Raw genomic sequence first — 13,774 nt, forward strand, 5'->3', positions numbered from 1 at the left:
CCACATTCTTAGCACTCGCCTATGCCGAGTGCAAGAAGATGAATCAGCCGTTCACCCGGCGCGTAACCCGGCCACGATGACGTTCGTGATCCGGTCGGCCACGTCGTCGCCGTATTCCTGGCCACTCTTGCAGACGACCAGCAGCGCCTTGAGTTCGGCGACGCCGACGTCAGCCCGGGCGGCACCGGCCTGCTGCGCCGCCGCCAACATCTCTCCGAGCATGCCCAGGAATTCCGCTTCGGCTCCCGGCGCCGCCGAGTCGAGGTCGATCCCATAGCTCGCCAGCGCCTCGACCATGCCGTGGTCGGCCGCACTCGCGCGCACCACTTCGCGGAGGAACTCGAACAACGCGGTGGACGGATCGGCAGCCAGCAGTTCCCGGCCGCGTTCGACGACGTGGCGCACCCGTTCGCCGATGACCGCCTCGAAAAGCGCTTCCTTGGTCGGGAAGTGACGGTAGACGGTCCCCGCGCCAACGCCGGCCCGCCGGGCGATCTCGTCGATCGGCACGGCCAGCCCCTGCTCGGCGAACATGTCATAGGCGACTTGCAGCACCCGAGCACGGTTGCGCGCAGCATCGGCCCGTAGCGGCTTGCAGCTCAGACCCACCTAACACCCCTCACGCGTTGACAAAGCGGGGCGCACGTTCCGTATAGTCAAAGAAACCGGGGCGCACGCTCCGTTTATCGAGTTTAGACGAAGGAGAGCTGTGTCTTTTCAAAGGCCAACCTGGACCGCCGCCGACATTCCGGACCAGACCGGCCGCACCGCCGTGATCACTGGCGCCAATACCGGACTCGGTTACGAAACGGCGCACGCGCTGGCCGGCCGCGGCGCACGTCTGGTGCTCGCCGTGCGCAACCTCGACAAGGGCAAGGCCGCCGCCGATCTGATCGGCCGGCGCTACCCCGGCGCCGATGTCGCCGTGCAGGAACTCGACCTCACCTCATTGGAGTCAGTCCGGGCGGCCGCCGACCAGCTGCGCGCCAGCCACGACCGGATCGACCTGCTCATCAACAACGCCGGGGTGATGATGACCCCGAAGCAGACCACCGAGGACGGCTTCGAGCTGCAATTCGGCACCAACCACCTCGGTCACTTTGCCTTTACCGGCCTGCTTCTCGACCGCCTGCTAGCCGCCCCTGGTTCGCGGGTGGTGACCGTCAGCAGCACCGGGCATCGCTTCGGCCGGATCCGCTTCGATGATCTGCAGTCCGAGCGCAGATACAACCCCGTGACCGCCTACGGGCAGTCGAAGCTGGCCAATCTGTTGTTCACCTACGAGTTGCAGCGACGGCTGGCCGGGACCGATACCATCGCCACCGCCGCGCACCCCGGCGGATCCAGTTCCGAGCTGGCGCGCCACGTGCCCGGGCTCGTGCAGTCGGCATTCGGTTTGATCGAGCAGAGCACCGAGATGGGCGCACTACCCACCTTGCGCGCCGCCACCGACCCGACCGTATCGGGCGGCCAGTACTACGGACCAGGCCGATTCCTGGAGCTGCGGGGCTATCCGAAGCTGGTGTCCTCCAATGGCCGATCCCACGACGTCGCCGCACAGAAGCGCCTGTGGGAGGTGTCCGAAGCCCTGACGGGTGTGGTGTATCACCTCGGCTGACGGGCAGACTGAGGGCGATGTCACTCCACGTGCCGCCCTATCCCCCGCCTCGTTACGAGGGTGACGGCGACGTCAGCGCCACCCTGCGCAGGGCCGACACCCCGGCCGACTTCGAGTCGTGGGGGACCAAGTACACCTACCTGGCCACCCAACAATCCACCGGCGGAGAGTTCGGCCTGTACCGAGTCGACCTGGGACCGCAGGCTGGTGGGCCGGGCCCACATTTCCACAAGGCCATGTCAGAGTCGTTCTTCGTCCTGTCCGGACAGATCCGGCTCTACGATGGGCGGGACTGGACGGTGGGCGAGCAAGGCGACTACTTGTACGTCCCGCCGGGCGGTCTGCACGGCTTCGGCAACGTGTCCGACGAGCCGGCGTCGCTGCTGATGCTGTTCACTCCCGGGGCGCCGCGGGAGTTCTATTTCGAGGGTCTGCCACGGCTGGGTGAGTTGTCCGATGACGAGCGCCGGGAGTTCTTCGACCGCAATGACAACTTCTTCCCCGAACCGCCCGACGACAAAGATGCGTATCCGTAAACCGTTGCGCTAAGGTTCTTCTCGACCGGAGAGGAGTCCCAGGGGTGCGGGCAGTTGATGCGCCCAGCACCCAGGCATTGCGGGGCTGGCAGCGACGGGCGTTGGTCAAGTATCTGACCGCCAAACCTCGTGATTTCCTGGCCGTGGCGACCCCCGGCGCCGGTAAGACGACCTTCGCTCTGCGGATCGTCGCCGAACTTCTTGCCGAGGGCATCGTCGAGGCCGTCACGATCGTCGTCCCGACTGAACACCTCAAGATCCAGTGGGCACAAGCTGCCGCCCGGCAGGGCATATCCCTGGATCCGAAGTTCTCCAACTCCAACTCCCAGACCTCCGCGGAGTACCACGGCGTCGTCGTCACCTACGCCCAGGTCGCCAGCCACCCGACCCGGCACCGGGTGCGCACCGAGAACCGCAAGACCCTCGTCGTCTTCGACGAGATCCACCACGGCGGTGACGCCAAGACGTGGGGCGACGCCATCCGGGAGGCGTTCGACGACGCGACCCGGCGGCTGGCGCTGACCGGCACCCCGTTCCGGAGCGACGACAGCCCGATCCCGTTCGTCACCTACGAGACCGGCCCCGACGGCTTCGCCCGCTCGCAGGCCGACCACACCTATGGCTATTCCGACGCGCTCGCCGACGGTGTGGTGCGCCCAGTCATGTTCATGGCTTACTCGGGCGAGGCCCGCTGGCGCGACAGTGCCGGCGAGGAGCACGCGGCCCGCCTCGGCGAACCGCTGACCGCCGAGCAGACGGCGCGGGCATGGAAGACCGCACTCAACCCGGCAGGCCAATGGATGCCCGCGGTGATCGCGGCGGCCGACACCAAGTTGCGCGGACTTCGTGAGCACGTGCCCGACGCCGGCGGCATGATCATCGCCTCCGATCAGACCGCCGCCCGCGCCTACGCCGATCTGCTGGTCAAGATCACCGGTGAGGCCCCGACCATCGTGCTCTCCGACGACAAGGGCGCCTCAGATCGCATCTCGCAGTTCTCGGCGAGTACCTCACGCTGGCTGGTGGCCGTGCGCATGGTGTCCGAAGGCGTCGACGTGCCGCGGCTGGCCGTCGGGGTCTACGCCACCAGCGCATCGACGCCGTTGTTCTTCGCCCAGGCGATCGGCCGATTCGTGCGGTCCCGGCGGCCCGGCGAGACCGCCTGCATCTTCTTGCCGTCGGTGCCCAACCTGCTACTGCTCGCCAGCGAGATGGAAGCCCAGCGCAACCATGTGCTCGGTAAGCCACACCGGGAGAACCTCGACGAGGATCCGCTCGATGCCGAGCTCGCCAAGCAGAACCGCGACGAGCCCGACGAGGGCGAGAACAAGATCGAGTACCTGGGCGCCGACGCCGAGCTCGATCAGGTGATCTTCGACGGCTCGTCGTTCGGAACGGCCACACCCGCGGGTAGCGACGAGGAGGCCGACTACCTCGGCATCCCCGGCCTGCTCGATGCCGAGTCGATGCGAGATCTGTTGCGGCGCAGGCAGGAAGAACAGATCAACAAGCGCACCGCCAGCGGCGAGGTGCCGCGGCTGACCACCCACGGCCAGCTGCGGGATCTGCGAAGCGAACTCAACACCCTGGTGTCGCTGGCACACCACCGCACCGGCAAGACGCACGGGCAGATCCACAACGAACTGCGCCGGGTCTGCGGCGGTCCACCCGTAGCTGCGGCCACCAGCGATCAGCTCAAGGCCCGCATCGAAGCGGTGCGAAAGTTGTCGCGCGAAACCTGAACCCAGGCTCCGCGAGTAACGTCGCCGCGTGTGACGACCGTCGAACTCGCCGCCGAGACCGCAGACACCCTCGCGGATCTCTACCGGCAGCTGCACGCCGACCCCGAGCTGTCCTTCCAGGAACATCAGACCGCCGCGCGCATCGTCGACGCGCTCGCCGACACCGGCTGCGAGATCACCCAACATGTCGGTGGGACCGGCGTGGTGGCCGTCTTACCCAACGGCAACGGTCCGGTGATCATGCTGCGCGCCGATATGGACGCGTTGCCGGTGTCCGAGGACACCGGTCTGCCCTACGCCAGCACCAAAGTGGTCGTCGACGCGACCGGTAAGTCAATGCCCGTCGCCCACGCGTGCGGTCACGACATGCACGTCGCCGCCTTGGTCGGGGCGGTGGGCGAACTGTTCCGGCTCCGCGAACGCTGGGCAGGCACCGTCGTCGCGGTCTTCCAGCCCGCCGAGGAGCTCGCCAGCGGCGCGCAAGCAATGATCGACGCCGGGCTGTTCGAGCGTTTCCCTCGGCCGAGCATCGTCCTCGGCCAGCATGTCGGGCCACTGCCCGCGGGGACGATAGGACACGGGCAGGGACCGGTCATGGCGGCGACCGATTCGGTGCAGGTCACCTTATTCGGCCGTGGCGGGCACGGGTCGCAACCGGAGGGCACCATCGACCCCGTCGTAATGGCAGCGGCCACGGTGATGCGGTTGCAGGGCATCGTGTCCCGGGAAGTCCCGTCGAGCGAACGAGCCGTTGTCACCGTCGGGCGTTTGCAGGCGGGCACCAAGGAGAACATCATCCCGGCGACCGCCGAACTCGGCGTCAACATGCGCAGCTTCACACCGGAGGTTCGCGCTCAGGTCAAGGCGGCCATCGAGCGCATCGTCACCGCCGAGGCGGCGGCGAGCAACAGCCCGCAGCCCCCGCACTTCGATTGGAATGTCAGCGGACCGGTGTTGGTCAACGACCCCGCGGCGACGGCCAAGACAGTGGCCGCGTTCGAACGTGAATTCGGCGCCGAGCGGCTCATCCCGTTGCCGCCTATGGCAGCCAGCGAGGACGTCGGCGTCTTCGGCGAAACCCTTGGCGTGCCAACGGTCTTCTGGTTCTGGGGCGGCGTGACACAGGATGTGTTCAACGACGCACTCAGCAGAGGGGAGCTGCCGCCGATGAACCATTCGCCTGAGTTCGCGCCGGCGATCGAGCCGACGTTGACCACCGGCGTGCAGGCGATGACGACGGCCGCGCTGACGTGGCTGGGGTCAGCCCCTACGTCCTGACTTTGGCCAGCTTGGCGAGGTTCGCCAGCGAGTTGTCCAGATGCGAGACCGCGAAGGGCGGGAAGGTGATGTTCTCCCGGATCGCTGCAGTGGCGTTCGACCAGTCGTAGGTCAAGGTGAGGCGGGTCTGCTCGGCGCCGATCGGCTCGAGGTCGTAGCGCCAGGTCCAGCCGCCCAGCTCCAGACTGCCATCCTCGGCAGGCCCACCCGGCGCCCAGGCGATGACGCGGTCAGGCTCCAGCGCGACGACCTGGTTGGCCATCTCGTAGTGCTTGTCCGGATGGCCCTCGTGGAACATCGCGACCCGGAAGACCTGCCCGACGGCACTGAGCGGCTGCTCGTCGAGCGGATCCCGTACCCAGCCGGTGCCATCGATGTCCTTGTGGGTGCTCGGGTCGGCGAGTACGCCGAACACCGATGCGGCGGGCGCGTCGACGGTGGCATTCACAATCAGAATTTCAGTCATGCCTAGGTAGACCGGCGCGGCTACCAAAACTCATCGCGCTCCTGCCCGCCGCTAAAGCCCGAGCAACTCCGGCAGCCCGGCGACCGAATCGATGACGTGACTGGGCTGCATCGCGAATTCGTCTGTGGCCCAACGATCCAAGGTGTCCTGGCGGAACTTGCCGGTGCGCACCAGCACGCCGGTCATCCCAACCACCTGAGCGGCCAGCACATCATTGTTCAGGTCGTCACCGACCATGTACATCTCGTCGGGGTCGACGCCGAGCCGGGCCGCCGACGCCAGGAATCCCGCCGGCGCCGGCTTGCCGACCGCGGTGACCTTGCGCCCGGAAGTCTGCTCCATGCCGATCAGATACATCCCGGTGTCGATGCGCAGGCCCTCGGTGGTGGTCCACGCGGTGCTGCGGTGCATCGCCACCACCGGCACACCCTGGGCCATCCACTCGTAGACCCGGCTCAGCGTGCGGTGGCTGTACTCGGGGCCGGCCCCGCCGAGCAGGATGACGTCGGGGACATCGGGATCGATCCCGTCGTCGTAGACCACGGAGTCGACGATGTCGATACCTGGCATGTCATCGGTGATGTCGCCGTTGTTGACCAGGAAGCAGCGCGCATCGGGGTAGTTGGCCCGCACGTAGTCGGCGGTCAGCGCCGCCGCGGTGATCACCTCGTCGGGCCGCACCTCAATACCGGCGTGCGAGAGGGCCGCGGCGATCTGCTGACGGGTGCGCGTTGTGGTGTTGGTCAGATAGGAACAGGCGATTTGATGGTCGGCCAACACCGCGAGCGCGCCGGCCGCACCGGGAATCGGCGTCCACGAGGTCACCAAGACGCCATCGATGTCGAACAGCACCCCACCGATAGCCATACCGCGACAGTAAACGGCCACCGCTCGGATGCAACTTGGGCCGACGTATCGTCGGTGCCATGGGCGCACTCCGCTGGACCGAAGCAGACGTACCCGACCAGAGCGGGCGGGTCGCGATCGTCACCGGCTCCAATACCGGCCTGGGCTTCGATACCGCACGGGTGCTGGCGCAGCACGGGGCGACGGTGGTGATGGCGGTCCGCGACACCGCCAAGGGCGAAGCGGCGGCGGCCCAGATCCGTCAAACCGCACCGGCCGCCGACATCGCGGTGCACAAACTGGACCTGGGCTCGCTGGCCTCGGTGCGGGCGGCGGCCGCCGAGATCGGCAGTGCCTATCCCCGCATCGACCTGCTGATCAACAACGCCGGGGTGATGTACCCGCCCAAACAGACCACTGCCGACGGCTTCGAGCTGCAATTCGGCACCAACCACCTGGGTCACTTCGCGCTCACCGGTCTGCTGCTGGGCAACCTGCTGCCCGTCGACGGTTCGCGGGTGGTGGTGGTCGCCAGCATCGCTCACAACATCCGCGCCAAGATCGCCTTCGACGACCTGCAATGGGAACGCCGCCGCTACGAGCGCGTCGCCTCCTACGGGCAGTCCAAGCTGGCCAACCTGATGTTCGCCTACGAACTGCAGCGCCGGCTCGCGGCCGCGAACGCCAAAACCATTGCGGTTGCGGCACATCCGGGCGTGTCGAACACCGAGTTGATACGCCATGTCCCCGGCTCGTCGCTGCCGGGTGTCAAGACTCTCGCCGGCCTGGTGCTGAACAGCCCCGAGCTCGGCGCGCTGCCGACACTGCGGGCCGCCACCGACCCGGCGGTCGTCGGAGGCCAGTACTACGGTCCCGACGGGTTCCGCGAGATGCGCGGTTACCCGAAGCTGGTCGACTCCAGCCGACAGTCGCACGATCGGGATATCCAGCAGCGACTGTGGATGGTGTCCGAAGAACTGACCGGCGTGAGCTTCGGAATCTGATGCGCACGGTCGAGGAACACCAGCGCGTCGTCGCCGACCTGATCGCCGCGCGTGCCGCGCAGACCGTCGGGCTGGCAGATGCCGAGGGGCTGGCGCTGGCCGCCGACGTGAGCGCGCCGCTGTCGCTGCCGGTGTTCGACAACTCGGCGATGGACGGTTATGCGGTTCGCGCCGAAGACGTTGCCGGCGCCGACACCAATCCGGTGAAATTGCCTGTCGCCGAGGATATTCCGGCCGGACGCATCGATCAGCTGATGTTGGCCGCGGGCACCGCGCACCGGATCATGACGGGGGCGCCGCTGCCGGCGGGTGCGACGGCGGTGGTTCCGGTCGAGGCCACCGATGGCGGGGTCGACATCGTCGAGATCCGCTCGGCGCCCAAAGTTGGCCAGCACATCCGCCACGCCGGTGAGGACGTGACTGCAGGGACGACGGTGCTACAGACCGGGCACCTGGTCACCCCGGCGGCGCTGGGCTTGGCTGCCGCCCTCGGCCTGGGTTCGCTGACGGTACGGCCACGCCAGCGGGTGCTGGTGATGTCGACGGGTACCGAGTTGGTGTCTGCCGGCGCCGAGCTCCAGCCGGGCCAGATCTACGAGTCCAACGCCATCATGCTGGCCGCCGCGGTCCGCGAGGCCGGCGGCGAGGTGGTGGCGACCCCGACGTCCAGTGATGACGTCGCCCAGTTCAGCACCGTGCTCGAGGGCTACGCCGGGCAGGCCGACCTGATCATCACCACCGGCGGGGTCAGTGCCGGCGCTTACGAAGTGGTCAAGGATGCGTTCGGGGGCGGCTCCGCCGATGGTCGCCGGACCAGCGGCCCCGGTGTCGAGTTCGTGAAGGTCGCCATGCAACCCGGGATGCCACAGGGTGCGGGACTGATCAACGGTTGCCCGATCATCACGCTGCCGGGCAACCCGGTGAGCGCACTGGTGTCGTTCGAGGTGTTCGTCCGGCCGGCCCTGCGCGCGGCAATGGGACTGCCACATCCGCACCGGCCGCGGCGCACCGCGGTGCTGGCCGACAGCCTGACGTCGCCGAAGGGCAAGCGGCAGTTCCGCCGCGGGGTGTACGACGCGACCGCGGGCACCGTCACCACGTACGGCCCGCCGGCCTCGCATCACCTGCGCTGGCTGGCCTCGGCCAACTGCCTGCTGGAGATCGCCGAGGACGTCACAGAGATGTCCGCAGGCGAGCAGGTCCAGCTATGGGACCTGTCGTAGGCCAGGCCCCAATAACAGACCCGTAGACTCGTCGCCGATGGCCAGACGCCCCCGCACGTCCGAAGCAACACATCTGCTGGATCTGGTTCGCTCGACCGTGCCACCGATGCACCCAGCGGGCCTGCCGTTCGTCGGCGCCAGCCTGGCCGTCGCCGCCTTGGGGCGGCGCCATCGCTGGGTACGCTCCGCGGGCCTGGCCGCCGCCGGCGCCAACGCCGCCTTCTTCCGCCACCCCCGCCGCGTCCCACCGACCCGGCCCGGTGTGGTCGTCGCGCCGGCCGACGGCCAAATCTGCCTGGTCGACACCGCGGTCCCGCCCGCCGAGCTCGGCCTGTCCCCCGAGCCGCTGCCACGGATCAGCATCTTCCTCTCGGTGTTCGACGCACACGTCCAGCGCGCACCGGTCACTGGCGAGGTGATCGCGGTGCACTACCGGCCCGGGCAGTTCCTCTCGGCCGACCTGCCCGCCGCCAGCGCGGACAACGAACGCAACAGCATCGTCATCCGTACGCCCGACGGGGCCGAGGTGGTGGCCGTCCAGATCGCGGGCCTGGTGGCACGGCGCATCGTGTGCGACGTGCACCCCGGCGACACGCTGGCCATCGGCGACACCTACGGCCTGATCCGGTTCGGCTCCCGACTCGACACGTATCTGCCCGAAGGCGCCACGCTGCTGGTGTCCCCCGGCCAACGTGCGGTGGCCGGCGAGACGGTCTTGGCGCAGCTGCCGTGATCAAACCCGGGCGCCCGGCCGCCATGCGCATCCTGCCGAGTGCGACGACCGTGTTGGCCATCTGTGCGGGGCTGACCTCGATCAAGTTCGCCCTGGACGGGCGCCCGCACATCGCCCTGGCATTGATCGGGGCCGCGGCAGTGCTCGACGGTATCGACGGTGGCATCGCGCGGGCCCTGGACGCACAGTCTCGGATGGGCGCCGAGATCGACTCGCTTGCCGACGCGGTGAACTTCGGTGTCGCACCCGCGCTGGTGGTCTACGTGACATTGCTGCCGACCTCGCCGATCGGCTGGATCTTCGCACTGCTCTACGCCGTGTGCATCGTGTTGCGGCTGGCCCGGTTCAACGCACTTCTCGACGATGACACCCGGCCGGCCTACACGCGGCAATACTTCACCGGTATGCCGGCGCCGTGCGGCGCGGTCGGGGTGATCGGCCTGCTCGCGGCGATGCTGCAGTTCGGTCACGGCTGGTGGACCGCACCGTGGTTCGTCTGCTTCTGGTTCGCCGCGAATGCCACCCTGTTGATCAGCCGGGTGCCGACGCTGGCGCTCAAGTCGGTGAAGATGCCGGCCAATGCCGCCCCGATCCTGCTGATCCTGATCGCCGCCGCGGCGGCGGCGCTGCTGCTGTTCCCGTACATCCTGGTCCTGCTGATCATCGCGGGCTACATATGCATCATCCCGTTCACGATCCGCAGCCAGCGCTGGGTCGCCGCGCGGCCGGAGGCATGGAACGACGAACCCAAACAACGGCGCGCGGCGCGACGGGCGGACCGGCGCGGGCAGCCCAACCGCCGGTCGGTGGCCCGGCTGGGCTTGCGCAGGCCGGGCGGCTGAGCGTGTCGTCGAACCTGGCGCTGACGGCACGGCTGAACACCTCGGCGCTGGATTCCCGCCGCGGCGTGGTGCGGCTACACCCCGAGGCCATCGCCGCCCTCGGCATTCGTGAATGGGACGCGGTGTCGCTGACCGGTTCTCGCACCACCGCCGCTGTCGCCGGGATAGCACCGACGGATACCCCGGCGGGCACGGCGCTGCTGGATGACGTGACACTGTCCAACGCCGGTCTGCGCGAAGACACCACGGTGCTGGTCGCTCCGGTCGCCGTGTGCGGCGCGCGGTCGGTCACGCTGCGTGGCTCCGCCCTGGCTACCCACTCGGTGTCGTCGGCGACGCTGCGACAAGCGCTGCTGGGCAAGGTGATGACGGTCGGTGACACGGTGTCGCTGTTGCCGCGGGATCTCGGACCGGGGACCTCGACCACCCAGGCCAGCTCCGCACTGGCGTCATCGGTGGGCATCACCTGGACCTCGGAGCTGCTGACCGTCACCGGCACCGATCCCGCCGGACCGGTGAGTGTGCAACCGAATTCGTCGGTCACCTGGGGTGACGGTGTGACAGGGTCGGCCGGGCCGGCACTCGCCGCCGCCGTCAGCCCGCCGATGGTGTGGCCGCAAGAGCCTGCGGTGTCGATCGACGACCTCAAGGGCCAGCATGTGCAGGCCGGCCGGCTCACCGAGTGGCTGAAGCTGGCCCTCGACGAGCCGCAACTGCTGGAAAAGCTTGGCGCCAAACCGAATCTGGGCGTGCTGGTCACCGGCCCTGCCGGGGTCGGCAAGGCCATGCTGGTGCGCGCGGTATGTGCCGGGCGGCGATTGGTCGAACTCGACGGGCCCGATACCGGAGCGCTCGCGGCTCAAGATCGGCAGCGCGCGGTGGCTGACGCCGTCGGCACCGTTACCAGTGGCGGCGGGGTGCTGCTGATCACCGATATCGATGCGCTGCTGCCCACCCCGGCCGAACCCGTATCGGCGCTGATCCTGGCCGAGTTGCGCAAGGCCGTCGCCGCACCCGGGGTGGCGCTGGTGGCCACCTCCCAGCAGCCCGACGCGGTGGATCCACGGCTGCGCGCACCGGATCTCTGCGACCGTGAGCTGGGCTTGAGCCTGCCCGACGGCGCCACCCGCAAGGCACTGCTGGAGGTGCTGCTGCGCGATGTCCCCGCCGATGCTCTGACACTCGACGAGATTTCAGAGCGCACACCGGGATTCGTCCGGGCCGACCTGGCGGCGCTGGTGCGGGAGTCGGCATTGCGGGCGGCTGCCCGCGCCAGCGAGGACGGCAAGCCACCGGCCCTGACCCAAGAGGACTTCCAGGGCGCGCTGACGGTCATCCGCCCGCTGTCACGCTCGGCGACCGAGGAAGTATCGGTCGGGTCGGTCACCCTCGATGACGTCGGCGACATGGTCCAGGTCAAGCAGGCGCTGGCCGAAGCGGTGTTGTGGCCGCTGCAGCATCCGGACACCTTTTCCCGGCTCGGCGTCGAGCCCCCCAAAGGCGTGCTGCTCTATGGCCCGCCCGGCTGCGGCAAGACATTCGTGGTGCGCGCGCTGGCCAGCTCGGGTCGACTGTCTGTGCATGCGGTGAAGGGCGCCGAGCTGATGGACAAGTGGGTCGGCTCCTCGGAGAAGGCCGTTCGCGAATTGTTCCGCCGGGCACGGGATTCGGCGCCATCACTGGTGTTCCTCGACGAGATCGACGCACTGGCACCCCGGCGCGGGCAAAGCTTCGACTCCGGGGTCACCGACCGGGTGGTGGCGGCGCTACTGACCGAACTCGACGGCATCGAACCACTGCGCGACGTCGTGGTACTCGGTGCCACCAACCGCCCCGACCTGATCGATCCGGCACTGCTGCGTCCGGGACGACTGGAGAAGCTGGTATTCGTCGAGCCGCCGGATGCCGACGCACGCCGCGAAATCCTGCGCACAGCAGGAAAATCGGTGCCATTGGCGCCAGACGTCGACCTGGACGCACTGGCCGGCGAGCTGAACGGCTACAGCGCGGCCGACTGCGTGGCGCTGCTGCGCGAAGCCGCACTGACCGCGATGCGACGCTCTATCGACGCCGCAGACGTCACCGCCGCCGATGTGGCCCAGGCCCGCGCGACGGTGCGCCCGTCGCTGGATCCTGCTCAGGTGGAGTCGCTGCGCGCTTTTGCAGCGGGCCGCTAACTCCGTTCGGCGAGCGCGGCGAGCCGGTCGATCGAGGCCCGCAGTTTGTCCGCCGTGGTGGCGCTCGCCCGGTCAAATCGTTTCGGGTCGGTCAGATCGGTCCAGTCGTAGGTGTGCGTGACGACGGTGGTGGCATCGTCGACGGGCTCGAGCTGCCAGCGCCACAGATGACCCGGTGGCGTGTTGCCAGGCTCGGACGGCCGCCATGCGATCAGCCGGCCCTCATCGAACTCGACGACATGATTCTCCCGGTCGGCGCCCAGGGTGAGCGTCATCGTGAATACGTCACCCACGCCGCGGACCCGCTGACCCGGGGCGGCCTGCGCGAGGTTGTCGTTACCGTCCCATTCGGGTTGGCGGCCCGGGTCGGCGATCAGCTCGAAGATGGCGACCGCCGGCGCGGCGATGCGCCTGCTGGCGCTGACGATTCGATCCTGCTCGGCCATGACCCAATTCAACATCATCCGCTGACAGTCCTTTAGTGACATGTCGGAACTGGACGATATGAGCATCGCCACCGTTCGACCGGATATTCCTGGCCGCTCCTCCTCGGCGGGGCCGCCGGGCACCCGGGGCACCCAGACCTACTGCCGGTGGGCCGCCAACAGCGCACGCACTGACTCGGCGAGGTCCCCGGCCAGCCACTCGGGCACGTCGCCGACATGACGGCGCACCGCGGCATACGGCAGATCGACAACCGCACGCCGCATTGCGTCCAGCGATCGACGGTCGTCTACGCCGTACAACTCACCCGCCAGCTGTCGCAGCCGCGCGACCAGAGGGGCGTTGCGACTCACGATCGCGGCGTCCAAGTCGCCACCGCCGGCGTCCAGCAGATCCTCCGGCCGCACCGTCAACAACAGCCGGGCGTCGCTGGGGAACCCCCGGGCGAAATCGACCGTCGACAACGCCATCGCGACGGCCGCCTGCCCGGGCGAGTCCGCGGTCGCCGACATGGCCAGGGACTGGGACCGGTCCAGGGCTCGCAGCCACGTCGCGGCCAGGATGCCGTCACGGTTGCCGAACCGGTGATAGAGCGTGCCCACCGGCGCACCGCTGACCTTGGCGATCGCCGCGACACTGGCTGCCCGCGGACCCCCGGCGAGCACCAGCCCGCGCGCCGCATCCAGGATCGCGTCGGTTTCATGCTTCCGTGGTGGTGCCACGATCTAGTACGATCCTTCTATATGGAACGTTTGCGCTATATCGATGAGCATGCCATAACCGTTCCCGCAGACCGGGCAACCACCTGGCACGCGGCGATACGAACAACGTGCGGCAGCCCTGCGGACCTCACGACGTTCATCCT

At 68.4% G+C, this 13,774-nt stretch carries 14 protein-coding genes; 9 read left to right on the forward strand and 5 right to left on the reverse strand.

Features of this window, described 5'->3' with window-relative positions; translation table 11 throughout:
- Positions 1 to 51 precede the first annotated feature (51 nt).
- The gene (locus tag G6N38_RS07610) at positions 52 to 609 is read right to left on the reverse strand and encodes a TetR/AcrR family transcriptional regulator (protein WP_163746967.1); all 558 of its coding nucleotides are present in this window, start codon (positions 607 to 609) and stop codon (positions 52 to 54) included.
- Positions 610 to 709: 100 nt separating this feature from the next.
- On the opposite strand from G6N38_RS07610, the gene G6N38_RS07615 reads away from it, so the two are divergent.
- From G6N38_RS07615 to G6N38_RS07630, 4 genes are read left to right on the forward strand one after another with little or no spacing between them, the layout of a single operon-like run.
- A complete protein-coding gene (locus G6N38_RS07615; RefSeq protein ID WP_163746968.1) occupies positions 710 to 1,618 on the forward strand; it encodes an SDR family NAD(P)-dependent oxidoreductase in 909 nt (302 codons plus the stop codon).
- Between the two features lie 17 nt (positions 1,619 to 1,635).
- Positions 1,636 to 2,154: a cupin domain-containing protein gene (locus tag G6N38_RS07620; RefSeq protein WP_163746969.1), complete on the forward strand. Its 519-nt coding sequence runs from the start codon at positions 1,636 to 1,638 to the stop codon at positions 2,152 to 2,154.
- A gap of 44 nt (positions 2,155 to 2,198) precedes the next feature.
- The gene (locus G6N38_RS07625; RefSeq protein ID WP_163746970.1) at positions 2,199 to 3,896 is read left to right on the forward strand and encodes a DEAD/DEAH box helicase; all 1,698 of its coding nucleotides are present in this window, start codon (positions 2,199 to 2,201) and stop codon (positions 3,894 to 3,896) included.
- A gap of 30 nt (positions 3,897 to 3,926) precedes the next feature.
- Positions 3,927 to 5,174, forward strand: a complete 1,248-nt coding sequence (locus tag G6N38_RS07630) for an amidohydrolase (protein ID WP_163746971.1) — start codon at positions 3,927 to 3,929, stop codon at positions 5,172 to 5,174.
- On the opposite strand, the gene G6N38_RS07635 is transcribed toward G6N38_RS07630, so the two are convergent.
- Together G6N38_RS07635 and G6N38_RS07640 are read right to left on the reverse strand one after the other, a co-directional pair.
- Positions 5,164 to 5,640: an SRPBCC family protein gene (locus tag G6N38_RS07635; protein ID WP_163746972.1), complete on the reverse strand. Its 477-nt coding sequence runs from the start codon at positions 5,638 to 5,640 to the stop codon at positions 5,164 to 5,166. The two genes, G6N38_RS07630 and G6N38_RS07635, sit on opposite strands and share 11 nt — an antisense overlap.
- A 51-nt stretch (positions 5,641 to 5,691) precedes the next feature.
- Entirely contained in the window at positions 5,692 to 6,507 is an 816-nt protein-coding gene (locus G6N38_RS07640; protein ID WP_163746973.1) for an HAD-IIA family hydrolase, read from the reverse strand.
- Positions 6,508 to 6,566: 59 nt separating this feature from the next.
- On the opposite strand from G6N38_RS07640, the gene G6N38_RS07645 reads away from it, so the two are divergent.
- From G6N38_RS07645 to G6N38_RS07665, 5 genes are read left to right on the forward strand one after another with little or no spacing between them, the layout of a single operon-like run.
- Complete coding sequence (locus G6N38_RS07645; protein ID WP_163746974.1) at positions 6,567 to 7,490, forward strand: SDR family NAD(P)-dependent oxidoreductase; 924 nt, start codon at positions 6,567 to 6,569, stop codon at positions 7,488 to 7,490.
- The gene (moeA, locus tag G6N38_RS07650) at positions 7,490 to 8,713 is read left to right on the forward strand and encodes a molybdopterin molybdotransferase MoeA (RefSeq protein WP_163746975.1); all 1,224 of its coding nucleotides are present in this window, start codon (positions 7,490 to 7,492) and stop codon (positions 8,711 to 8,713) included. The genes G6N38_RS07645 and moeA overlap by 1 nt, the downstream gene beginning before the upstream one ends.
- Positions 8,714 to 8,750: 37 nt before the next feature.
- Positions 8,751 to 9,446: a phosphatidylserine decarboxylase gene (locus G6N38_RS07655; protein ID WP_163746976.1), complete on the forward strand. Its 696-nt coding sequence runs from the start codon at positions 8,751 to 8,753 to the stop codon at positions 9,444 to 9,446.
- Positions 9,447 to 9,469: 23 nt separating this feature from the next.
- Positions 9,470 to 10,288 (forward strand): CDP-alcohol phosphatidyltransferase family protein, encoded by an 819-nt coding sequence (locus G6N38_RS07660; RefSeq protein ID WP_163751863.1) that lies wholly within the window; start codon positions 9,470 to 9,472, stop codon positions 10,286 to 10,288.
- Between the two features lie 2 nt (positions 10,289 to 10,290).
- Positions 10,291 to 12,465, forward strand: coding sequence for an AAA family ATPase (locus G6N38_RS07665; protein ID WP_163746977.1), 2,175 nt, complete (start codon positions 10,291 to 10,293; stop codon positions 12,463 to 12,465).
- On the opposite strand, the gene G6N38_RS07670 is transcribed toward G6N38_RS07665, so the two are convergent.
- Both G6N38_RS07670 and G6N38_RS07675 read right to left on the reverse strand, forming a co-directional pair.
- Positions 12,462 to 12,929 (reverse strand): SRPBCC family protein, encoded by a 468-nt coding sequence (locus G6N38_RS07670; RefSeq protein WP_407662951.1) that lies wholly within the window; start codon positions 12,927 to 12,929, stop codon positions 12,462 to 12,464. The genes G6N38_RS07665 and G6N38_RS07670 overlap by 4 nt on opposite strands.
- 120 nt (positions 12,930 to 13,049) lie before the next feature.
- On the reverse strand, positions 13,050 to 13,631 hold the full coding sequence (locus G6N38_RS07675) for a TetR/AcrR family transcriptional regulator (RefSeq protein ID WP_163746979.1): 582 nt from the start codon (positions 13,629 to 13,631) through the stop codon (positions 13,050 to 13,052).
- Between the last annotated feature and the right edge of the window lie 143 nt (positions 13,632 to 13,774).

It is taken from the genome of Mycolicibacterium helvum, assembly GCF_010731895.1.
In the GTDB taxonomy this organism is placed as follows: Bacteria; Actinomycetota; Actinomycetes; order Mycobacteriales; family Mycobacteriaceae; genus Mycobacterium; species Mycobacterium helvum.